Annotated in this window: 22 protein-coding genes; 12 read left to right on the plus strand and 10 right to left on the minus strand. The window is 67.6% G+C overall.

Features of this window, described 5'->3' with window-relative positions; all coding sequences use genetic code 11:
* Positions 1 to 8: 8 nt before the first annotated feature.
* The 4 genes from DNK89_RS12970 (at position 9) to DNK89_RS12985 (ending at position 3141) form a co-directional block, all read left to right on the plus strand.
* Positions 9 to 371, plus strand: coding sequence for a response regulator (locus DNK89_RS12970; RefSeq protein ID WP_110960445.1), 363 nt, complete (start codon positions 9 to 11; stop codon positions 369 to 371).
* Between the two features lies 1 nt (position 372).
* The gene (locus DNK89_RS12975; RefSeq protein WP_110960446.1) at positions 373 to 987 is read left to right on the plus strand and encodes a chemotaxis protein CheC; all 615 of its coding nucleotides are present in this window, start codon (positions 373 to 375) and stop codon (positions 985 to 987) included.
* 170 nt (positions 988 to 1157) lie between these two features.
* The gene (locus DNK89_RS12980; RefSeq protein ID WP_110960447.1) at positions 1158 to 1796 is read left to right on the plus strand and encodes an MBL fold metallo-hydrolase; all 639 of its coding nucleotides are present in this window, start codon (positions 1158 to 1160) and stop codon (positions 1794 to 1796) included.
* A 244-nt stretch (positions 1797 to 2040) separates the two neighbouring features.
* Positions 2041 to 3141, plus strand: coding sequence for a GGDEF domain-containing protein (locus DNK89_RS12985; RefSeq protein ID WP_110960448.1), 1101 nt, complete (start codon positions 2041 to 2043; stop codon positions 3139 to 3141).
* A gap of 183 nt (positions 3142 to 3324) precedes the next feature.
* Here DNK89_RS12985 and DNK89_RS12990 read toward each other — a convergent pair whose 3' ends face one another.
* Positions 3325 to 4176 (minus strand): M48 family metallopeptidase, encoded by an 852-nt coding sequence (locus tag DNK89_RS12990; protein WP_110960449.1) that lies wholly within the window; start codon positions 4174 to 4176, stop codon positions 3325 to 3327.
* Positions 4177 to 4319: 143 nt separating this feature from the next.
* On the opposite strand from DNK89_RS12990, the gene DNK89_RS12995 reads away from it, so the two are divergent.
* The 3 genes from DNK89_RS12995 to DNK89_RS13005 all read left to right on the plus strand — a co-directional run bounded on the left by DNK89_RS12995 (position 4320) and on the right by DNK89_RS13005 (position 7886).
* On the plus strand, positions 4320 to 5714 hold the full coding sequence (locus DNK89_RS12995) for an AmpG family muropeptide MFS transporter (RefSeq protein ID WP_110960910.1): 1395 nt from the start codon (positions 4320 to 4322) through the stop codon (positions 5712 to 5714).
* 150 nt (positions 5715 to 5864) lie between these two features.
* A complete protein-coding gene (locus DNK89_RS13000) occupies positions 5865 to 6587 on the plus strand; it encodes a response regulator (protein ID WP_110960450.1) in 723 nt (240 codons plus the stop codon).
* Between the two features lie 42 nt (positions 6588 to 6629).
* The gene (locus tag DNK89_RS13005; RefSeq protein WP_015012130.1) at positions 6630 to 7886 is read left to right on the plus strand and encodes an ATP-binding protein; all 1257 of its coding nucleotides are present in this window, start codon (positions 6630 to 6632) and stop codon (positions 7884 to 7886) included.
* A gap of 24 nt (positions 7887 to 7910) precedes the next feature.
* Here the strand turns inward: DNK89_RS13005 and DNK89_RS13010 are convergent, their stop codons facing one another.
* Positions 7911 to 9155, minus strand: coding sequence for a YbfB/YjiJ family MFS transporter (locus DNK89_RS13010; protein WP_110960451.1), 1245 nt, complete (start codon positions 9153 to 9155; stop codon positions 7911 to 7913).
* Positions 9156 to 9227: 72 nt separating this feature from the next.
* Here DNK89_RS13010 and DNK89_RS13015 point away from each other — a divergent pair, with 72 nt between their 5' ends.
* A complete protein-coding gene (locus DNK89_RS13015) occupies positions 9228 to 10112 on the plus strand; it encodes a LysR substrate-binding domain-containing protein (RefSeq protein WP_110960452.1) in 885 nt (294 codons plus the stop codon).
* Positions 10113 to 10144: 32 nt separating this feature from the next.
* On the plus strand, positions 10145 to 11263 hold the full coding sequence (locus DNK89_RS13020; RefSeq protein ID WP_110960453.1) for a nitronate monooxygenase family protein: 1119 nt from the start codon (positions 10145 to 10147) through the stop codon (positions 11261 to 11263).
* A gap of 208 nt (positions 11264 to 11471) precedes the next feature.
* On the opposite strand, the gene DNK89_RS13025 is transcribed toward DNK89_RS13020, so the two are convergent.
* The 7 genes from DNK89_RS13025 to radA form a co-directional block, all read right to left on the minus strand.
* Positions 11472 to 12446 (minus strand): glycosyltransferase, encoded by a 975-nt coding sequence (locus DNK89_RS13025; protein WP_110960454.1) that lies wholly within the window; start codon positions 12444 to 12446, stop codon positions 11472 to 11474.
* 12 nt (positions 12447 to 12458) lie between these two features.
* Positions 12459 to 13745: an O-antigen ligase gene (locus DNK89_RS13030; protein ID WP_110960455.1), complete on the minus strand. Its 1287-nt coding sequence runs from the start codon at positions 13743 to 13745 to the stop codon at positions 12459 to 12461.
* A complete protein-coding gene (locus DNK89_RS13035; RefSeq protein WP_110960456.1) occupies positions 13742 to 14557 on the minus strand; it encodes a glycosyltransferase family 2 protein in 816 nt (271 codons plus the stop codon). Before DNK89_RS13035 ends, DNK89_RS13030 begins: the two co-directional genes overlap by 4 nt.
* A gap of 15 nt (positions 14558 to 14572) precedes the next feature.
* Positions 14573 to 14779: a zinc-finger domain-containing protein gene (locus DNK89_RS13040; protein ID WP_056057299.1), complete on the minus strand. Its 207-nt coding sequence runs from the start codon at positions 14777 to 14779 to the stop codon at positions 14573 to 14575.
* A 163-nt stretch (positions 14780 to 14942) separates the two neighbouring features.
* Positions 14943 to 15881, minus strand: coding sequence for a branched-chain amino acid transaminase (locus tag DNK89_RS13045; RefSeq protein ID WP_110960457.1), 939 nt, complete (start codon positions 15879 to 15881; stop codon positions 14943 to 14945).
* A 114-nt stretch (positions 15882 to 15995) separates the two neighbouring features.
* Positions 15996 to 16415, minus strand: coding sequence for a glycerate kinase (locus DNK89_RS13050; protein ID WP_110960458.1), 420 nt, complete (start codon positions 16413 to 16415; stop codon positions 15996 to 15998).
* A 59-nt stretch (positions 16416 to 16474) separates the two neighbouring features.
* The gene (gene radA / locus DNK89_RS13055) at positions 16475 to 17854 is read right to left on the minus strand and encodes a DNA repair protein RadA (protein ID WP_110960459.1); all 1380 of its coding nucleotides are present in this window, start codon (positions 17852 to 17854) and stop codon (positions 16475 to 16477) included.
* A gap of 114 nt (positions 17855 to 17968) precedes the next feature.
* Between radA and hpaI the strand changes: the two genes are divergently transcribed.
* The 3 genes from hpaI (at position 17969) to DNK89_RS13070 (ending at position 20511) form a co-directional block, all read left to right on the plus strand.
* Positions 17969 to 18799, plus strand: coding sequence for a 4-hydroxy-2-oxoheptanedioate aldolase (hpaI, locus tag DNK89_RS13060; RefSeq protein ID WP_110960460.1), 831 nt, complete (start codon positions 17969 to 17971; stop codon positions 18797 to 18799).
* A gap of 34 nt (positions 18800 to 18833) precedes the next feature.
* Complete coding sequence (locus DNK89_RS13065) at positions 18834 to 19811, plus strand: 2-dehydropantoate 2-reductase (protein WP_110960461.1); 978 nt, start codon at positions 18834 to 18836, stop codon at positions 19809 to 19811.
* A 76-nt stretch (positions 19812 to 19887) separates the two neighbouring features.
* A complete protein-coding gene (locus DNK89_RS13070; RefSeq protein ID WP_110960462.1) occupies positions 19888 to 20511 on the plus strand; it encodes a glutathione S-transferase family protein in 624 nt (207 codons plus the stop codon).
* A 75-nt stretch (positions 20512 to 20586) separates the two neighbouring features.
* On the opposite strand, the gene DNK89_RS13075 is transcribed toward DNK89_RS13070, so the two are convergent.
* Positions 20587 to 22167, minus strand: a complete 1581-nt coding sequence (locus tag DNK89_RS13075) for an ABC transporter substrate-binding protein (protein ID WP_110960463.1) — start codon at positions 22165 to 22167, stop codon at positions 20587 to 20589.
* Between the last annotated feature and the right edge of the window lie 86 nt (positions 22168 to 22253).

Genomic DNA, 22253 nt, shown 5'->3' on the forward strand with positions numbered 1-22253 from the left:
CAACGACCATGAGCCTTCGCCTTTTGATAGTGGATGACAGCCGCATGTCCCGCCTGATCCTGCAGGGTCTGGTGCTGCAGGCCCACCCCGACTGGACCATCGTGCATGCCAGCAGCGGCGAAGAAGCCCTGCAGCAGGTGCGCGAGAGCCCAGTGGACCTGGTTTCCATGGACTTCAACATGCACGGCATGAACGGCCTGGACGCCGCCCTGGCGCTGCGCCAGCTGCTGCCCCGGGTGCCCATTGCCATCCTCACGGCCAATGTGCAGACTGCGGTGCAGGAGCGCATCGAAGAAGCGGGCATGGTGTTCATCGCCAAGCCCATCACCGCGCAAGCCGTCCAACAGCTCGCCGCCCTCGCAGGAGCCTGACATGCCCATTCAGCTAGACGCCGAACAGATCGATGCTCTGAGCGAGATCTTCAACATCGGCGTGGGCAAGGCCGCTGCCGCCATGGGCAGTCTGCTGCGCGACGAGGTGCTGCTGTCGGTGCCGCATGTGAGCGTGTTCACCGTGAACGAGGCGGCGCAGCAGTTGGGCACCCAGGGCCACCCCATGTATGGCGTGCGCCAGCCGTTTCGCGGTGTGCTCAATGGCGATGCATTGCTGATCTTTCCGGGGCACCGCAGCCTGGAGATCGTGCGCATCGTCGCCGGGCAGAACGTGCCACGCGAAGACCTGAGCGCCATCGAGCAGGATGCGCTGACCGAGGTGGGCAATGTGATGCTCAACGCCTGCGTCGCAGCCTTGTCCGACCTGCTGGGCCACGAGTTCGAGCTGAGCCCGCCACGGTTCGACATGGGCGACAGCCGCACCATCCTGGGCACGCGCATCCAGAACCACCTGGTGGTGTTCCTGCACATCCGCTTTGAGCTGCTCAGCAGCCAGATCGAGGGCTTTGTGGTGTTCGTGCTCAACACCACGTCGCTGGAAGGCCTGCGCACCGCCGTGAACCGGCTGCTGGGCCGTCCTGTGGACGCCGACTGAGGCCCGAAGCGGCCAAGCGGCCGCCAACGGGCGCCGGGCGCTGCACAGGCCCTGTGCGAAACTCGCGGCTGTTGCCTTCCGGCCCTGCCGCCACCGCGCCAGCCCGCTGTCACCCTGAGTGGGGCTAGCGGCCCTGGCGTGACAGGCGCTGGGCTTACTGCCTCCATCCCATGCTCCGCTACCTCACCGTCCCCGTCACTCCTTTCCAGCAGAACGCCTCCATCGTCTGGTGCGACGCCACCCGGCAGGCCGCCGTGATCGACCCGGGGGGCGACCTGGACACCTTGCTGGCCGCAGTGGAAGAACACGGGCTGACGCTGTCGCAGATCTGGCTCACCCACGCGCACATCGACCACGCGGGCGGCACGGGCGAGCTGGCCCAGCGCCTGTCGCTTCCCATCGTCGGCCCCCACCCGGGCGACCAGTTCTGGATCGACGGGCTGCCGCAGCAAAGCGCGATGTTCGGCTTTCCGCCCGCGCAGCACTTCACCCCCACACGCTGGCTGCAGGATGGCGACACGGTGCAGATCGGCAACGAGACCTTGAACGTGCGCCACTGCCCCGGCCACACGCCCGGCCACGTGGTGTTCCACGCGCCGCAGATCGACCGCGCGTTTGTGGGCGACGTGCTGTTTGCAGGCAGCATCGGCCGCACGGATTTCCCCCAGGGCAACCACCAGCAGCTCATCGACAGCATCACGCAGCGGCTGTGGCCCATGGGCAACCAGACGGTGTTCATTCCCGGCCACGGACCGGAGAGCACCTTCGGGCGGGAACGGCAAAGCAATCCCTACGTGGGCGGGACCTGAGCGCCAATCGCCAATGCTCCTGTATTCATAGCATCTCAGGCATATTGCACTAGCGCATCCGGCTGATTGGGCTTGAATTGGGTTGCAGGAGGCCGTCGCAGGCCTCTGGGGCGTGCTCCGCGCCGCTGGGGGCTCAGCAGCGATCAGGCCCCGGGATACCGGCCAGTTCGCCGCACCTCCGACATCGCCGGGGGCTACGATGGTGTGGTTTGCCACCCCTGCGGGCCGCCCGTGCCCCTGTGCCATGACCCCATCCAACGCATCGCGTCCCCCGCTTGAACCCCAGCGTGGCTCCAGCCTCGCGGGCAAGGCTTACTGGGCGATGGTGCAGCGGGTGGCGCTGACAGCAGCCACCATCGACACGGGCTACATCCTGCTGTTTCTCTGGCTGGGCTCGATGCCGCTGGCGGCCATCAATGTGCTGAGCATCGCCATGTATCTGGGCGCCTTCCGGCTCATCCAGAAGCGCTACAACACCGCCGCGCTGGCCCTGATCTGGCTGGAGGTGATCGGGCACTCGGCCCTGGGTTCGCTGCTCATCGGCTGGCAGAGCGGCTTTCACTACTACCTGCTGATGTTCATCCCCGCCATCGTGATCGCCAACACGCGCGGCTATGCCACGCCCATGGTGCTGGCCCTGCTGGCCTACTACCTGGGCCTGCACATGCTGAGCGACGCGGTGGGGCCGCTAGACCCGCTGCCCGCGCCGAGCGTAAAGATCGTGAACTGGGTGCACATCTGCGTGGTGTTTGCCATGTCGGCAGCGCTGTCGGCGTTCTACCGCCGCACCATCCTCATTGCCGAGGCGCGCCTGCGCAAGCAGGCCACGCGCGACCCGCTGACCGGCTTGGCCAACCGCAGCCATTTTGACGCCCAGGCCACCGAGGCACTGGAGCGCAGCCAGCGCAGCGGCGTGCCCGTGACGCTGCTGCTGTGCGACGTGGACCACTTCAAGCGCGTGAACGACCAGTACGGCCACGCCGTGGGCGACCAGGTGCTGGTGGCCATGGGCCAGGTGCTGGCCGACAACCTGCGCGAGGGCGATGTGCTGGCGCGTTGGGGCGGCGAAGAATTTCTGGCGCTGATGCCCGCCAGCCCGCTGGACGCCGCCCGCGCCACGGCCGAACGCATCCGCGCCGCCGTGGCCCACGCGCCGCTGTCCGTGGGCCCTGCGCCCATTGCGCTGACGCTGTCGTTTGGTGTGGCCCAGGTGCACGGGCCCGACGATCTGCAGGCCGCCATTGCCCGCGCGGACCAAGCGCTGTATGCCGCCAAACACGCGGGGCGCAACCGGGTGCAGCTGGCGGGTGAAAACGCCACCGACGCAGTGGCGGCCAGCGCTTAGGGCAACGCTGAATAAGTCCCCGCAGTGGCGCGCACCCTGATTTGGGATGGGATGCAAGGCGCAAACCACAGCGATAGCCGTAGCTATCGCGAGGATTTGCAACGCGGCAGACCGCCCAAGGCAGGGGTGCGCGGTGTGCGAGGGACTTGTTCAGCGTTGCCTTAGATACGCCGGCTCGGCAGTTCAACCGTTGCGGCGCGCGGCCTCGTACAGGCCCTGTACCTTGGGCACGTTCAGCTCCAGCTCGCGGATGCGCGCAGGGCCTGAAGGGTGGGTGGACAAAAACGCCAGCCCGCCTTGCTTGCTGCCACTGGCGTTGCCCATCTTCTGCCACAGGCTCACGGCGGCGGATGGCTGGTAGCCCGCGCGCGCAGCCAGCTCCAGCCCCACTAGGTCGGCCTCGCTTTCGTCCGAGCGGCTGAACTGCAGCGTGAGCAACTGCCCGCCCAAGCCCGCTGCCGCCTGCCCCAGGTCGCCCAGCCCCAGCAGCTGCGAGCCCAGGCGCAGCGCCAGGTTGGTGCCCTGCGTCTTGGCGATGCGCTCGCGCGCATGTTCACGCAGCGCATGGGCCATCTCGTGGCCCATGACCATCGCAGTCTCGTCGTCGGTGAGCTTGAGCTGGTCGAGGATGCCGGTGTAGAACGCAATCTTGCCGCCGGGCATGCAAAACGCATTGATCTGCGAGCTGCCGATCAGGTTGACCTCCCACCGCCACTGGCGAGCGCGGTCGTTCCAGGGCGTGGCGTACGGGATCAGCCGCTTGGCGATGGCGTGCAGGCGCTGCAGCTGCGGGTGGTTGTCGGGCGCCAGCGCGCGCTTGGCGCGGGCCTGCTCCAGCATCTGGCGGTATTGCTGGGCGGCGGACTGCTCCAGCGTCTCGGCGGGCACCAGCTTGCGCAGGCTGGAGGACGCGCCCACGTCTACCTGCGCCAGCACCGGCGCAGCCGCGCTGGCACCCGCCGCCAGCAGGAACGCGCGGCGTGCGGACCAGGGGGACGACGGCGCGACGGAAGGAGCGGGGCAGAAAAGACACATACAAGGCAATCCCAGAAGGAATAATGAGCAGCGCTGGCACACAACACACCCAAGAACACACCAGAGCCTGCCGCGCAGATGGAGGCTGACAGAATGGCTGCAAGGGTGCGTCGGCGATGATAGACAAAACCCCCCGCTCGCCCATGTCAGACACCTCCACATCTTCCACCCCCAGCCTCGCTCCCGCTACCGCCGCAAACAAGCTCCCGCGCACCCCCTGGCTGCAAACCCTGCGTGTGTACCTGGAGCCCGCCAGCCTGCGCATGCTGACGCTGGGCTTTTCAGCTGGGCTGCCGCTGCTGCTGGTGCTGGGCACGCTGAGCTTTCGCCTGCGCGAGGCGGGCATCGACCGCAGCACCATCGGCTACCTGAGCTGGGTGGGCCTGGCCTACGGCTTCAAGTGGGTGTGGGCACCGCTGGTGGACCGCATGCCCATCCCGGTGCTCACACGGCTGCTGGGGCGGCGGCGCAGCTGGCTGCTGCTGGCGCAGCTGGTGGTGGTGGCGGGCCTGGTGGGCATGGCCATGGCCGACCCGCGCCTGACCCTGGGGCCCATCGTATGGTGCGCGCTGGCGGTGGCATTTGGATCGGCCACGCAGGACATTGCGCTCGATGCCTTCCGCATCGAATCCGCCGATGCCAACCACCAGGCTGCGCTGGCGGCGTCGTACCAGACGGGTTACCGGCTGGCGATGATCTGGGCCGGAGCTGGTGTGCTGTGGATTGCCGCACGCTCTGAGGTCGCGCCCGCTGTTGGCCAGATCCTCGCGCAAGGTGCCGCCGCGTACCAGAACGGCGCCTGGCAGGCCGCGTATCTGGCCATGGCCGCGTCGATGGTGGTGGGCATTGTCACCGTGCTGTTCTCGCGCGAGCCCGCGCCCGTGGCGCTGCCCCCGGCCAAGAATGCCGCCGAGTGGATTCAGGGCGCGCTGGTGGCCCCGTTCGCCGACTTTCTGCGCCGCTACGGCTGGCATGCGGCGCTGATTCTGGCGCTGATTGCCGTGTACCGCATCAGCGATGTGGTGATGGGCATCATGGCCAACCCGTTCTACGTGGACATGGGCTACACCAAGGACGAAGTGGCCGCCGTGACCAAGATTTACGGTGTGATCATGACACTGGCGGGGGCCTTTGTGGGCGGCGTGTTGTCCATGCGCTTTGGCGTGATGCGCATCCTGATGCTGGGCGCCATCCTCAGCGCGGCCAGCAACCTGCTGTTCGCCTGGCTGGCGGGCCACGGGCACGACGTGACGGCGTTGATTGCCGTGGTGTCGGCCGACAACCTGGCCAGCGGCATCGCCTCGGCCGCGTTCATTGCCTACCTGTCGAGCCTGACCAACGTGAGCTACTCGGCCACGCAGTACGCGCTGTTCAGCTCGATGATGCTGCTGCTGCCGAAGTTTGTGGCGGGCTTCTCGGGCGACTATGTGGATGCGTTTGGATACGCCCAGTTCTTCACCTCCACAGCGCTGCTGGGGCTGCCGGTGCTGGTGCTGGTGTGGCTGGCATCGCGCATCCAGAAGGTCGGTGGCGCCTGATTCATATGCCCAGACAGCTACTCAATCAATAGCAAATCCTGAAGCCTCTCGCCACCCGGTTTACCGGAACTTTACGGGGGCTTCAACACGGGGAGACGGCTCTACCGGACCATGAAGACCGTTTCAAAGCCTCGCCACTACACTGCCGCCATGAGCTCCCAACTGCTGATGATCGAAGACGACGCCCGCCTTGCGCAGATGGTGGGCGAGTACCTGGGCCAGTCGGGCCTGCAGGTCACACACCGCGCCGATGGCAAAAGTGGCCTGGCGCAGCTGCAGGGCCCCGATGCCGGGCCGCTGCCCGACCTGGTGATCCTGGACCTGATGCTGCCCGACATGGATGGACTGGAAGTGTGCCGCCGCATCCGCTCGCTGCAAGGCAACGCGGCGCAGGTGCCGGTGCTCATGCTCACCGCCAAGGGCGACCCCATGGACCGCATCATCGGGCTGGAGCTGGGCGCTGACGACTACCTGCCCAAGCCCTTTGAGCCCCGCGAGCTGCTGGCCCGTATCCGCGCCATCCTGCGCCGGCGCACGGACGGCGGCGGTGCGGCCGCTGCCACCCAGGTGCTGCGCTTTGGCACGCTGGAGATCGACCGCGACGCGCGCACCGTGACCGTGGCGGGGCAGTCGGCGGACCTCACCTCGTACCAGTTCGACCTGCTGGTGGCATTGGCCGAGCGCGCGGGCCGGGTGCTCACCCGCGACCAGATCATGGAAGCCGTACGCGGCCGCGAGCTGGAGGCGTTTGACCGCTCCATCGACGTGCACATGGGCCGTATTCGCGCGGCCATCGAGCAGGACGCCAAGAACCCGCGCCGCATCCTCACGGTGCGCGGCGTGGGCTATGTGTTTGCCAAACAGCAGGATTGATCGCTGACGCAGGCACCCGCTGCCTGCGCTGCCGCCCCACGCATGTCCCTGTCCAACCCCTTCTCCCGCCGCCTTTATCTGCGCATCTGGCTCGCCGTGGTCGGCGGCATGGCGGTGCTAACGCTCACCGTGGGCTGGGCCTGGCGCATCGCGGAGGAGCAAAAGGCCCAGAACAACCAGCCGTTTGTGCCGCCCTCGCGCGAGATGGCGGTGCGCGACCCGTCGGGCAACCTGGTGCTGCGCGGTATGGCCACGCGCCAGCCGTCCGAGCCGGGCGAGGTGGTGGAATTCCACATCGAGGCAGAAAACGGCCAGATCTTCACCCTGCAGATGGCACCGCGCCAGCCCCGCATGGGCCGCAACGGCGGCCGACCCGGTGGCCCCGGCCAGGACGAGGCCGCATTCTGGACCCGGCCGCCCTTTGGCTTCTTGTGGCTGCTGGGCATCGTGGGCCTGGCAGTGGCCGTGGGTGTGTACCCCATCATCCGCCGCCTCACGCAGCGGCTGGAGGCCTTGCAGCGCAGCGTGAAGAAGTTTGGCGAGGGCGACCTGTCGGTGCGCGTGCCCGAGCAAGGCCAGGACGAGGTGGCCGACCTCGCACGGCAGTTCAATGCGGCGGCCGAGCGTGTGGAAACCCTGGTCAAGTCGCACAAGTCGCTGCTGGCCAATGCCTCGCACGAGCTGCGCTCGCCCCTGACCCGCATCCGCATGGGGCTGGAGCTGATGGGCGGCCAGCAGCCCTCGCCCGCGTTCCGCGAAGAGATCCTGCGCAACATCGCCGAGCTGGACCAGCTGGTGGACGAAATCCTGCTGGCCAGCCGCCTGGACGCACGCGAGGCCGACGTGGGCACCGTAGAGCTGGTGGACCTGATTGGCCTGGCCGCCGAGGAATGTGCGCGCGTGGACGCCGACCTGGACGTGAGCGCCAGCCCCGATTCGCTGGAGGTGCGCGGCGTGGCCAAGCTGCTGCGCCGGGCCATCCGCAATCTGCTGGAAAACGCACGCCGCTACAGCACGGGCGAGATCACGGTGGTGGTGCACCGCCGCCAGGGCCGCGCCGAGGTGCATGTGTGTGACCACGGCCCGGGCGTACCCCCCAGCCAGCGCGAGCGCATCTTCGAGCCCTTCTACCGCCTGCCGGGCGCCAGCGAGCGCGCGGGCGGCGTGGGCCTGGGGCTGGCGCTGGTGCGGTCGATTGCCGGGCGCCACAACGGCACCGTGCACTGCCAGGACCGGGCTGACGGCGATAGCGGCGCGTGTTTTGTGCTGGCGCTACCGCTGGCACCGTCCACGCACTGAGCGACGCGGAAATCTGCGTAGGAATCAGCGCGCCACCGAGCGGTGCGCCAGGGGCCAGCGCCAGGCCATGGCGGCGAAGAGCACCGCCCCCACCCCCAGTGCTACCGCTGCCACGGCGAGTCCGTAGACAAAGCCCTGCCCCTGCGTGGCCGCGTAGTGCAGCATCCACGCCACCATGGGCGGGCCTACGATCTGGCCGATGCCGTAGGCGGCCGTGAGCAGCCCCGGAAAGCTGTCGCCCGCCGCAGGCCACACCCGCCGCGCCTCTTGCAGCGCATAGAAGGTGATGGCAGTGAAAGGCAAGCCCAGCAGCAGGCTGCCCAGCGCAAACCCCGCAGGCCCCGGCCACACCAGACTGAGCGCAATGGCCCCGGCCTGCACCACGTAGGCCGCCATCAGCAGCCAGCGCCGGTCCCACGCGGCTGGGGTGCGGGTGGACAACGCTGCGCCCAGCGCCACCCCGGCACCAAACAGCGGCCAGAACAGGTCGGGCCAGGGCGACCCGGAAGGCAGCGCCGCGCGCGCAATCACCGGCAAAAAGGTGGCGGTGACGATGTACCCCAGGCCTGCGAGCCCATAGGCCAACGTGAGCCCCGTACGCGCCCAGTACCCGTGGCCGGGGGTGGCGCCGTCCACCACCGGCCCGGCGGCTGCGGCCGACGCGGGCATGGCCACCCCTTGCAGCACGGGCCAGATGGCGGCGCACAGCCCCACACTCAGCAGCCCGAACACCGCCCAGCCCGCTGCGGCAGGCCACTGCAGCGCCACCATGGCGCTGGCCGACAGCCCGGTGAGCACGATGCCCAGCCCCGGACCACAAAAGATCAGTCCACCGAGCGCAGCCTGGCCCAGCGCCACCAACCGCAGCATGCACCACACCGAGACGTTCAAAAACACCAGCGCACTCGCCACACCTGCCGCAAACCGCAGTGCGGGCCAGGCGCCCGGCATTGGCAGCGCCATGCCCAGGGTGAGCAGCACAGTGGCCGCTAACCCCCAGCGTGCCAGCCGCGCCGCATGCCACCGCTGCCGCGCACGCGGCGCCACCCAGGGCAGCGCCATGCAGGCCAGCGCCCCGATCAGGTACCCGAGGTAATTGGCCGTGGCCAGCCAGCTGCCGCCCGCCAGCGTGACGACGCCGTCGAGCAGCATCATGGGCAGCAACGGCGTGAAGGCAAACCGGCCGACGCCCATCGCCACCGCCAGCGCGGCCATGCCCGCCAGCGCTACGGACAGGGGGCGGTCTTGGGGAGCGGTGCGTGGTTCCATGCGGGCGACTTCCAGTCTATGATTCTTATTTGAGATTTATTTTTTATTAATCATCTCACAACGAGAATTGTTATGGATTTTGCCGCCCTCGAAATTTTCCGGGCCGTGGCGCAGGAAGGCAGCGTCACCCGTGCGGCCGAGCGACTGGGCCGCGTGCAGTCCAACGTGACCACACGCGTGCAACAGCTGGAGGAGCAATTGGGCGCCACGCTGTTTCTGCGCGAGGGCAAGCGCATGGTGCTGACGCCTGCCGGGGAGGCGCTGCGCGGCTATGCCGACCGCCTGCTGGCGCTGGCCGAAGAGGCGCGCCAGTCGGTGCACCCCGGCGAGCCCGGCGGCCGGCTGCGCCTGGGCGCCATGGAAAGCACGGCCGCCGCACGCCTGCCCCAGCCGCTGGCCCGGCTGCATGCGCAGTGGCCCGCGCTGGTGCTCGAGCTGTCCACCGCCCCCTCGCGCCAGCTGTTGGAGCAGGTGCTGGCCCACACCATCGACTGCGCACTGGTGGCCTGGCCGCCGCCGGGCATCGACGCCGACGCGCCGGTCGAGCGCACCGCCGTGTTTGCCGAGGCCCTGCTGCTGGCCCTGCCCGCCGACCACCCGCCCGTGGACACGCCCCAGGACCTGCAGCTGGACACCCTGGCCGCCTTCAGCCCCGGCTGCACCTACCGCCGCATGGGCGAGGCTTTCCTGCAGCAGAAGGACGGCAGCCCGCCGCGCGTGCTGGAGCTGGCCTCGTACCACGCCATCCTGGCCTGCGTGGCTGCCGGGCGCTGTGCGGGGGTGGTGCCCCAGGCCGTGATCGACCTGATGCGCGAGCCGCCTGCCCTGCGCCTGGTGCCTTTGGCCACCTGCGACACAGTGCTGGTGCGCCGGCGCGGCTACCAGTCGCCCGCGCTGGGCGCGCTGCACGCCGCGCTGACCGCCGGCGAAGCACCCCGTCCCACGGCATCCACCTGACCCCTCTTCCACAGATCGCACAAGGAGCCCCCATGCCCAACGCCTTCACCACCCACCTGGGCCTTGCGCTGCCCATCATCCAGGGCCCGATGACCGGGTCGGACACGCCCGCACTGGCCGCCGCCGTGTCCGAGGCCGGTGGCCTGGGCATGCTAGGCTGCGGCATGCGCTCGCCCGCCGCCATGGCCGAGGCCGCCGCCGAAGTGCGCCGCCGCACCGACCGGCCCTTTGGCATGAACCTGTTTGTGCAGGCCACGCCCACACCCGACGACGCCACGGTGCAAGCTGCGCTGCAGCGCCTGGCGCCGTTCTATGCCGAGTTCGGCCTGGTGCCCGAGCGGCCCGCCCAGTGGTGCGAAGACTTTGCCGCACAGTTCGACGCCCTCGTCGGCGCACGTCCCGCCGTGGCCAGCTTCACCTTCGGCATCCTCACGGCGGCGCAGGTGGCCAGGCTGCAGGCCGTAGGCAGCTACGTGATCGGCACCGCCACCACGCTGGCCGAGGCGCAGGCCTGGGCCTCCGTGGGCGCGGATGCTGTCTGCGCCTCTGGCATGGAAGCCGGGGGACACCGGGGCACGTTCCTGACACCCACACAGCCCGGCGCCACCGGCATGGCGCCTTCATTGGCTGACTTTGCGGCCAGCATGGTGGGCACGCTGCCGCTGGTGGCGCAATGCGTGCAGGCCTTGTCCATCCCGGTGATTGCTGCGGGCGGCATCATGGACGGGCGCGGCATTGCGGGCGCCCTGGCGCTGGGCGCCCAGGCGGTACAGATGGGCACGGCCTTCCTGACCTGCCCCGAGTCGGCCATTGGCACCGCCTACCGCGAGGCCCTGGCGCGCGCCCAGGCCACCGACACGCGCACCACCCGCATCTTCTCGGGCCGACCGGCACGCGGCATCGTCAACCGCATGATGCAAGCGCTGCAGGCCGACGAGGCCACCGTGCCGCCCTACCCGGTGCAGAACGCACTGACGGGCGCACTGCGCCGCGCGGCCGCCCAGGCGGGCCAGGCGGACTGCCTGTCGCTGTGGGCAGGCCAGGGTGTGGCCCAGGTGCGGCCCATGCCAGCGGCGCAGCTGGTGGCGTTGCTGGCCCAGGAGTGGCAGCAGGCCACCGGGCCGCGCGGCAACTCGACAGCCAGCCACTAAACACTATTATTTTTATAGCTACAGAGGCACATTGAACTAGCGCTTGCAGCCAAAACCGCCCCAGAACCCGCGCAGTGGCCACCCCGATATGAGCACGGCACTAAAAACTGGCGCGCTGTGAAACCCGTGCCACCGTGGAACTGGCTTTGCCAAGCCACGGGTGGCGTCTCCCCTGGGGGGAAGGCGCCGCAGGCGACTCAGGGGGGCTTCACTGCCTCCAGGGCAGTTCGCGCGCAGGGCCCTGGATCATGGGTGGCTGGGCATTGAGGGTTTCGCCCGCCAGCACCCGTTCGTACATGCGCAGGTAGTTGCGCGCCATGCGCTCTGCGCCAAAGTGCTCCACCACATGCTGGTGGCAGGCGCGCGGGTCAAAGCGGTTGCCCCGCACCGCATCGGCCAGCACCGAGGCCTGGTCTGACAGCACGCCGCAGTGCACGGGCACCAGCTCGGGCAAGGCGCCGTAGGGCGTGGAGAACACGGGGCAGCCAAAGTACAGGCTTTCGATCACCGCCAGCCCGAACGGCTCGTGCCAGCGCACCGGAAAGATCAGCCCGCGCGAGGCGTTGAGCAGACCCGTCTTCTGCGTGCCGCCCACCATGCCGTGAAAGTGGATCTTGCGCGACAGCGTCCAGCGGAAACCGCGCTTGAAGTTGATGCGGTTGCCGCCCAGCACGTCCAGCTCCACCCCGGCCATCTTGGCCACCTTGATGGCGCCGCGCACGTTCTTCACGCCCCAGGCCGCCTTGCCCAGGAAGTGGTAGTGCGAGCGCGGGCGGTCAAAGTCCACCGGGCCATAACCGGCCCAGTCCAGCCCGTTGTAGACGAACTCGCGGGAGCCATAACGCGCCGCGTGGTCGCGCGACAGGAACACCGTGTTGCGCGGCAGCGGCTTGGGCTTGCGGGCGTTGCCGTGCTCGGTCACCAGGTAGGGCTTGGACAGCTCGGAGCGCGGGTTGAACTGAAAGTGCGTGATGTCCACGTCGGCCGGGATCTGCCCCTCCCACGGCTCGTCCGGCCGGATGGGCAGCACCTGGCCGAAGTCGCAGGTCGAGCCCTCGGGCACCAGATAGCTCACGCGGTGGCCCTGCTGCACCAACGTCTTGCCCAGGTCCCAGATCACGCGCTCGGTACCGCCGTAGCCGTACACCGGGATGGGAGAGTTGTTGACCAGCAGGATGTGCATGGCAGAGGTCCTTCAGGAAAGGGAGGCTGCGGCTTGCCCGGGCGTTTGCAGCCGCAGGCGCTCGCGGCCTTGCAGGATGGCCAGCACCAGCATGCCCATGAACAGGTAGAACATGGTGCCGCTGTTGTGCCCCAAAAACACCTGGGTGGTGCCAAAGCCCATATACGACACGGGCAGCAGCACGCCGATCATGCGCAGGCACAGCCCTTCAGCATCGAGCACACCCGCAGCCCCCGGGAACACGCGCCTCCGCGTGGGCCAGAACAGCACCAGGGGCACACCATAGAAAAACAGCAGAACGACCACACCAGGGATGCCGCGCTTGGCAAAGATGTCCAGCAGCTCGTTGTGGGCGTGGCTGAACTGCAAAATAATCGGGTGCGCCTCGCCGGCAGCCACGCGGCGCTGTTTCTCGGCCTCGTAGCCGTAGCGTCCCCAGCCGGTCCAGGGGCGGTCCAGGCCCATGCGCCAGGCCAGTCCCCAGTGCGCCAGACGCTGGCCCACTGAACTGGCCGCATCGCCCCGCGACTCGTACTGCGTGATCTCCTGCCGCGCCTCATCCACGCGCAGGCGCACCTCGTTGGCCTTGAAGGCCATCAGGCCCACCGCCCCCAACACAACCAGCACGGCACCGACGATGGCCCTGCGGGGCTGGCCGGAGCGCCCCTGGAGCCAGACACACAGCAGCAGCGCCATGGGCAGCACCACCCAGCCCCCGCGCGACTCAGACAGCAGCGATCCTTCCAGCCCCAGCAGAATGCCCACCGCCCAGCCCGCACGTTGCCAGGGCTTCCAGCGGTCCCACAGCACCAGCAGCGCCACCGAGCACATCAACCCCAGCAGCAGGCTGAGCCCGCCGTACTGGATCGCATTGGTAAAGCCATTGGCGCGTGGCAGGTGCAGCACCAGAGCCTGGTACATGCCGATCAGGCCCGCCCCGCAGGCGCCCACCGCGATACCGGCCCAGAGCCAGCGCACCCGCGGGGGATAGGCCAGCACGTACAGCAGGCAAGACAGCGCCAACAGGTATTTGGCGGGCCGGTCCAGGTTGGACCAGCTGCCCTGGGCCGGGTCAAAGTCCAGCGCCCAGACCGTGCCCATCGCCACGATGGAGCCAAAAAGCAGCCAGGCATCGCGCCCCGGCCAGCGCCGCAGCCACACCCCGGCGGTGGCCAGGCTGCACAACAGCAGCACCACCGCGCCCCACGAATAGCCCGAGCGCACCCACAGCGCCAGGCCCGGCACCATGAACGCCGCCACGCCCGACAGGCGCACAAAAAGATCGTCAGCTTTGGTCAACGGCGCACGCTCTCACTCAGTTGCTGGTGGTCGTACTCCAGGGCGGCATACCGGAAGAACGCCTCCAGCGCCACAAACAGGCAATACAAAAAACCAGCCCCGCCACACAGGAACCCCAGACGGAACACATACAGGCGCAGGAACATGCTGGTGCCCGAGGCCAGGCCGCGCACCACGCCGCCCTTCTTGCCGGTCGCGGCCCGCTTGGCCGCCCCCAACATCGCGTACTGCGTGAGCTTTTCCAGGCTGCCGCGCACCGTGGTGCGCGAGTAGTGCAGCAGCCGCGCTTGGATCAGGCGGCGCGGCACGGCGCCACCGCCCGGTGGTGGCAACAGTTCGGCCTGCTCGTGCACCACGCCCGTGAACTCGCGGACCATGGCGCGCACGAACAGGCGCTCGATCTGCGATTGCGAGCGAAAGTACGTGAGTTCGTGCCCGTAGGCCACCATGCGCCAGCGGATGGTCCACACGGCCTGCGCACCCGAGCGCACGATGGCCTGCAGTTCCTGGGCGAACGCCGGTGTCATCACCTCGTCGGCATCCAGAAAGAAGATGTAGTCACCCCGCGCATGGGCCAGCAGCCGGTTGCGCTGCACGGCAAAGCCCTTCCAGTCGGGGTAGCTGTGGACTTCCGCGCCCAGGCGCTGGGCGATGGCCACGGTGTCATCCGTGCTGCCGCTGTCCACCACCAGCAACTGGTCGGCAAACGCGGCGCTTTGCAGGCAGGCTTCGATGCGGTGCGCCTCGTTGAGGGTCAGCACCGCCACGGTCAACGTGGGCGGCGCCGCTGCGCCGCCGGTTGCAACTGGCATCAACCCATCAACCGGTCAGTGGCCAGCGTGCACATGCTCTCCGGCCTTCAGCCGGTACACCGTGCCGCAGTACGGGCACTTGGCTTCACCCGTGCGGGCCACGTCCAGGTACACCTTGGGGTGGCTGTTCCACAGCTTCATGTCGGCCTTGGGGCTGGGGCAAAAGACGCCGCCTTGGGCATTCAGGTCTTTGGCCAGGAGTTCTACGGTAGCTTGTGACATAGGGTTGGGTTCTCTTTGGCGCACTCTGGGGTGCAGTGCTTGAAACTGGCCGCGTCCTCGGCCAGCGGACGCCGTGGAGCGGGCTTTGCCCGGCCACTGGCGTCGTCTCCCTTCCCGGCGCAGCCGAGAGAAGGGGGAAGCCGCGCAGCGGCTCAGGGGGTTGTCACACTTTCGTCAGCCAGTGGGCGTATTTGGGATTGCGGCCACCGACGATGTCGAAGAAGGCGCTCTGGATTTTTTCGGTGATCGGGCCGCGCGAACCGCTGCCCAGCTCAATCCTGTCGAGTTCGCGGATGGGCGTGACTTCAGCGGCCGTGCCAGTGAAGAAGGCCTCGTCGGCGATGTACACCTCGTCGCGCGTGATGCGCTTTTGCACGATCTCCAGGCCCAGGTCCTTGGCGATGTGGAACACCGTGTTGCGGGTGATGCCATTCAGGGCACCGGCCGACAGGTCGGGCGTGTAGATCATGCCGTTCTTGATCACGAAGATGTTTTCGCCAGCGCCTTCGGACACAAAGCCCGAGCTGTCCAGCAGCAGAGCCTCGTCATAGCCGTCGTCCGTGGCTTCCATGTTGGCCAGGATGGAGTTGGTGTAGTTGCTCACCGCCTTGGCCTGCGTCATGGTGATGTTGACGTGGTGGCGGGTGTAGCTGCTGGTCTTGACGCGGATGCCGCGCTTGAGGCCTTCCTCCCCCAGGTAAGCGCCCCAGGCCCAGGCCGCGACCATCAGGTGAATCTGGTTGCCCTTGGGCGAAACACCCAGCTTTTGCGAGCCGATCCAGGTCAATGGGCGCAGATAGCAGGATTCGAGCTTGTTCTCGCGCACCACGGCCTTCTGGGCCTCGTTCACTTCTTCCTTGGTGAACGGGATCTTCATGCGCAGGATCTTGGCGCTGTTGAAGAGACGGTCGGTGTGCTCTTCCAGGCGGAAGATCGCCGTGCCGTTGGCGGTGTTGTAGGCGCGCACGCCTTCGAAGGCGCCGCAGCCGTAGTGCAGGGTGTGGGTCAGCACATGGATCTTGGCATCGCGCCAATCGACCATCTGGCCGTCCATCCAGATCTTGCCGTCACGGTCGGCCATCGAGGGAACTACGGGGCTCATGGGTGTCCTTTGGTTGCTGTGGGTCGCAAAAGCAGGATTTTACGGGCCCCCAGCCCGCCAGGAACCGCCTCCCGCCCGTGCAGCGCAGCAAACCCGCCGGAACCCGGTCGAGGCCTATGCCCCTTGGGCGGGGGTGTCAGCGTCTGCCGCGGGGCGCTCCAGCGTCCACTTCACCAGCTTGCCCTGGCGAAATTCGCAGGTCACGTGCGAACGGGTGCCGTCGGTCCAGCGGTAGATCTCCGGGTCGGCACCTTCGGCCGACAGCAGCTCGCCCAGCGCCTGCGTCATGGCCACCACATGCATCAGGTTGACGCCCTCGGCCAGCCGCGCGTTCAGCATCACCGCGCTGCCCACGTAGCCGATGGGGCGCTTGGCGGCCTTCTTCATCACATTCACCAGCCGCGTGAAGTGCAGCAGCGCCCACATGACCAGCCCGCCCACCACCGCCGCCACACCGGCCCAGCCGTAGGCGGTAAAACCAAACCCGACCAGGGCCACCGCCCCCAGGGGCACCAGGATATTGCGCAAATTCATAGGCCCGATTGTCATACGGCGGCGCAGGCGCAGCGCTGTGGGCATTGCGTAGACAGGGTTTACAAGCCCCGGACCACGTCCATGGCCTCTTCCACCCGCTCCACCGCGTGGATGATCAGCCCTTCGATGGGCTTCTTCGGCGCATTGGCCTTGGGCACGACGGCCACGCTGAAGCCCAGCTTGGCGGCTTCTTTCAGGCGCTCTTGCCCGCGCGGCGCAGGGCGCACCTCACCTGCAAGCCCCACTTCGCCAAAGGCCAGGAAGCCGCGCGGCAGCGCCTTGCCCCGCAGGCTGGAGGTGATGGACAACATCACCGCCAAATCGGCCGCAGGCTCGCTGATGCGCACGCCGCCCACGGCGTTCACGAACACATCCTGGTCCATGCAGGCCACGCCCGCGTGGCGGTGCAGCACGGCCAGCAGCATGGCCAGGCGGTCCTTGTCCAGGCCCACGGACAGGCGCCGTGGGCTGGGCCCGCCGCTGTCCACCAGCGCCTGGATCTCGACCAACAGGGGGCGCGTGCCCTCCAGCGTCACCATCACGCAGCTGCCGGGCACCGGCTCGCTGTGCTGGCTCAAAAAGATGGCGCTCGGGTTGCTCACGCCCTTGAGGCCCTTCTCGGTCATCGCAAACACACCGATCTCGTTCACGGCGCCAAAGCGGTTCTTGATGGCGCGCACCAGGCGGAACTGGCTGTGCGTGTCGCCTTCGAAGTACAGCACCGTGTCCACCATGTGTTCCAGCACGCGCGGGCCGGCCAGCGCGCCTTCCTTGGTCACATGGCCCACCAGAATGACGGCGATGCCCGTGCCCTTGGCCATGCGCGTGAGGTGCGCCGCGCATTCGCGCACCTGGGCCACCGAGCCTGGCGCGCTGGTGAGCTGGTCGGAATAGGTGGTCTGGATGGAGTCGATGACGACCACGGCCGGTTGCGTGGCGTCCACTGTCGCCAGGATCTTTTCGAGCTGGATCTCAGCCAGCAGTTGCACTTGGCTGCCCTCAATGCCCAGGCGGCGCGAGCGCAGCGCCACCTGCGCACCGCTTTCCTCGCCCGTCACATACAGCGTGGGCAGGCCCGCGCGCTGCAGCGCGTCCATGGCCTGCAGCAGCAGGGTGGATTTGCCAATGCCCGGGTCGCCGCCGATCAGCACCACGCCGCCCTCCACAATGCCGCCGCCCAGCACGCGGTCCAGCTCGTCGATGCCGCTCGGGGTGCGGGCCACGTCCTGCGCTTCAATGGCCGCCAGCGGCAGCACGGGTTGCGCGTTGGCCAGGCCCGCGTAGCCTTGGGGCGTGCTCAGGCGGTTCTTGCCCGGCCCGGCCTCGGCCACTTGCTCGATCAGCGTGTTCCAGGCGCCGCAGGACGGGCATTTGCCCAGCCAGCGCGGGCTGGTGCCGCCGCACTCGGTGCAGGTGAACGTGGTTTTTTCTTTGGCCATGGCAGGTGTCGGTGGGCGAACGCAAAAGCAGGGGCAGCCGACTATAGCGACCCGCCCCGCACACAAAGACAACAGCCCGTACGATGGCGGGCTTGGCACCGCACGGAGTTGACATTGCAGACACCCACCAACCGCTTCAAACAGGCCATGGCGCAAAGCCAGGCGCAAATCGGCCTCTGGCTCGGGCTGGCCAATAGCTACAGCGCCGAAATCCTCGCGGGCACCGGTTACGACTGGCTGCTGGTCGATGGCGAACACGCACCCAACGACCTGCGCTCCATCCTGCACCAGCTGCAGGCCATCGCCAGCGCCACCAGCGCCCTGCCCCCCGGAATGCAGGCGCCCCACCCCATCGCCCGGGTGCCGGTGGGTGACACGGCACTCATCAAGCAGTACCTGGACATCGGCGCACAAACCTTGCTGGTGCCCATGGTCGATACACCCGAGCAGGCCCAGCAACTGGTGCGCGCCACGCGCTATGCGCCCGAAGGCTTGCGCGGCATGGGCAGCGCGCTGGCCCGCTCATCGCGCTGGCAGGCCTACCCGCAGTACGTGCACGAGGCCAACCAGCAGATCTGCCTGCTGGTGCAGGCCGAGACGGTGGAGGCCATGGCCAACCTGGACGCGATTGCCGCCACGCCCGGTGTGGACGGCGTGTTCATCGGCCCGGCCGACCTGTCGGCCTCGATGGGCCACCCCGGCAACCCGGGGCACCCGGATGTGCAAGCCGCCATCCACGACGGCATTGCGCGCATCCTGCGTGCAGGCAAGGCGCCGGGCATCCTGGCCACCACCGAATCGCAGGCGCGCCAATGGCTGGCGGCCGGGGCGCTGTTTGTGGCCGTGGGCGTGGACACCATGCTGCTGGTGAGCGCTGCGCAGGAGCTGCTGGCACGCTACCGCAGCGCGCCAAGTGCTGCCTCCACACGGCCCGCAGGCTACTGAACTTTTCTTCTTTCAGACCCGAGGACAAACATCCATGAAAGCATGTATTTACGGCGCGGGCGCCATCGGCGGCTGGCTGGGCGTGGCCCTGGCGCAGGCAGGCCACACCGTCTGCATGGTGGCGCGGGGCGACACGCTGCGTGCCCTGCAGGCCGAAGGGCTGCGCATGCGGCGCCCCGACGGCACGCTGGCGCAGGTGGCCGTCACGGCCCACAACGACCCGGCGGCCCTGGGCGTGCAAGACCTGGTGGTGGTGGCCGTCAAGGCGCCGGGCCTGCCTGACGTGGCGCGTGCAATGGCCCCGCTGATCGGGCCCGACACCATCGTGCTCACCGCCATGAACGGCGTGCCGTGGTGGTTCCTTGACGGCTTTGGCGGCGCGGCGCAGGGGCGTGCCCTGGAATCCGTGGACGCGGGCGGCGTGATCGCCAGTGCTATCCCGACGAGCCATGTGGTGGGCAGTGTGGTGCACACCAGCTGTTCGCTGGAGGCACCGGGCTTCGTCAAACAGCACTTCGGCAACCGCCTCATCGTGGGCGAGCCCGATGGCAGCCGCAGCGAGCGCTTGCAAGCACTGGCCGACACGCTGCAGCGCGGCGGCATCGATGTGGAGGTGAGCACCACCATCCAGAAAGACATCTGGTTCAAGCTGTGGGGCAACCTCACGGTCAACCCCATCAGTGCACTCACCGGCGCCACCACCGACCGCATCCTGGACGACGACCTGGTGCGCGGCTTTGTGAGCGCGGTGATGCTGGAAGCCAAGGCCATTGGCGAAAAGCTGGGCTTGCCAATTGACCAGCAGCCCGAAGACCGCCACGCCGTCACGCGCAAGCTGGGCGCGTTCAAGACCTCGATGCTGCAGGACGTGGAAGCGAACAAGCCCCTGGAGATCGACGCCCTGGTGGGCGCCGTGCGCGAGCTGGGGCAGATCACCCACACGCCCACGCCCCACACCGATGCCTTGCTGGGCCTGGTGCGGCTGATGGCCCGCACACGCGGCCTGCACTGAGTCATTTCGATCAATATCGGCTGCAGGCGCTTGTGGAATATGCGCAAACAGCTATTTAATTCATAGCACATCAACCATGACCCAACTCACGCTGTACTACACCCCCGGCACCTGCGCGCAGGCCGTTCGCATCGCACTGGAAGAGGCGGGTGCTCCCTACGACCTGGTGCGCGTGGACTTCGCGGCCGGCCAGCAACGCACACCCGAGTACCTGGCGGTGAACCCCAAGGGCCGCGTGCCCGCGCTGGCCACGCCGCAAGGCACGCTGACGGAGACCCCTGCACTGCTGGCCTATGTGGCGCAGAGCTTTCCCGCAACGCGCCTGGCGCCCGCCGACGCCTACGGCTTTGCGCGTTTGCAGGAGTTCCACAGCTACCTCGCGTCCACCGTGCACATCGCCCATGCCCACCGCCCCCGCGCCAGCCGCTGGGCCGACGAGCCCGAGGCCCAGGCAGCGATGCAGCGCAAGGTGCCGCAGAACATGACGGAGTGTTTCAACCTCATCGAAAGCCACTACCTGCCGAACGCGGACCAGGGGCCCTGGGTGATGGGCGAGCAATACACGGTGGCCGACGGCTATCTGTTCACCATCGGCACCTGGCTGCACAGCGACGGTGTGGATATAGCCCAGTTTCCGAAGGTGTTTGCACACACGCAGCGCATGCTGCAGCGCCCGGCGGTGCAGCGAGCAATGGCCTGAAACGCCCACGGCGGACACAAAAAAGCCCCGGTGCTTCGGGTCAGAAGCACCGGGGCTTTTTGCTGGCGACGGCGATCAATTCACCTTCAAATACCGCCAGTCAATGCGGTTGTCCGCGCGGTGGATGATCTCCACCTTCTTGGTGCCCGCCCACGGAATCACCTGGTTGTACAGGGGGATGTGCGACACCAGCTCGTGCTCCTTGATCAGCGCCTGCTCGATCAGGCCATTGCGCGTCGCAGTGTCCGTTTCCTTCTTCACGCGCTCGATCAGCGCGTCCATCTGCGGGTCAGAGAAGCGGCCCAGGTTGAAGTTGCCATCACCGCCCGCACCGGGCGAGCGCACCAGCGACTGCAGGCTGTAGAACGCGTCAAACGTGGGCACGCCCCAGCCCAGCAGGTAGATGCTGGCCTCGTTGCGCTGAATCATGGGGAAGTAGGTCGCAAATGGCAGCGAGCGCAGCTTGGCCTTCACGCCCACCTTGGCCCAGTGCGAGGTGATGGCCTGGCACAGCTGCTCGTCGTTGATGTAGCGGCCCGCGCTGCACGCAAAGTCCACTTCAAAACCGTTGGGGTAGCCCGCATCGGCCAGCAGCTTTTGCGCGGCCTTGGGGTCGTAGGGGTAGCGAACGTCGGCCTTCTTGGTCCAGCCGTTCACCTGGTTGGCGATCAGCGTGCCCGTGGGCTGGGCCAGACCACGCAGCACCACGCGCTGGATGGACTGGATGTCGATGGCCTGGTACAGCGCCTTGCGCACGCGCAGGTCCTTGAGCGGGTTCTTGCCCTTCACGTCCGAGCCGGGCAGCTCGTCGCGGAACTGGTCCAGGCCCAGGAAGATGGTGCGGTACTCCGGCCCTTCCAGCACCTGCAGGGTGGGCGTCTGCTTGATGCGCGCCAGGTCTTGCAGGCTGGGGTCGATCACAAAGTCCACCTCACCCGACAACAGCGCCGCCGTGCGCGTGGCGTCGGCCTTGATGGGGGTGTAGATGATCTCGGTCAGGTTGGTGGGGTACTTGCCCTTGCCCCACCAGTGGGGGTTGGGCTCCAGCACCACGCGCTGGTCGGGCGTCCACTGCTTGAGCTGGTAGGGGCCGGTGCCCAGCGCGTTGCGGTGTGCAAAGTTCTCGTCCTTGGTCTTGATGTCCTTGGGCTCGACCGATTTGTTCTTTTCGGCCCAGACCTTGCTCATGATGCGCAGCTCGGTGAGCTGGTTCACCAACACGGGGTTGGGCAGGTCCGAATGGATGTCGATGGTGTAGGCGTCGACCTTTTCCACGCGGTCAATGCCCTGGGTGTAGACGGCGAAGTTGGAGCTTTTGGCCTTGGCGCGCTCCAGCGAGAACTTGGCATCGTCGGCCGTGAACTCGCTGCCGTCGCTGAACTTCACGCCCTTGCGCAGCGTCAGGCGCAGCTGCGTGGGCTTGATCAGCTTCCACTCGGTGGCCAGCGACGGCTCGGGCTTAAAGGTCTTGCTGTTGTATTCGACCAGCGTGTCGTACACCGCGCCGTGCATGGTGTTGTTCACGCCCACGTTCTGGGTGTGGATGTCCCAGGTGGAAATGTCCACCGAGCGGGACCAGCGGAAGGTCTTGGCCTGTGCGGCCAGGGGCAGGGCCGCAACAACGGCGGCGGCCAGGAGAAGGTGTTTGAAGCGCATGGACGGGAGGATAGGCAAAAACGCCAAAAAATGCTGAATGACCGCACTATCCCCCAAGCAACGCTGCATGGGAACGAACTTATCGT

The sequence above is a fragment of the Acidovorax sp. ST3 genome (genome assembly GCF_003231145.1).
In the GTDB taxonomy this organism is placed as follows: domain Bacteria; phylum Pseudomonadota; class Gammaproteobacteria; order Burkholderiales; family Burkholderiaceae_C; genus Acidovorax.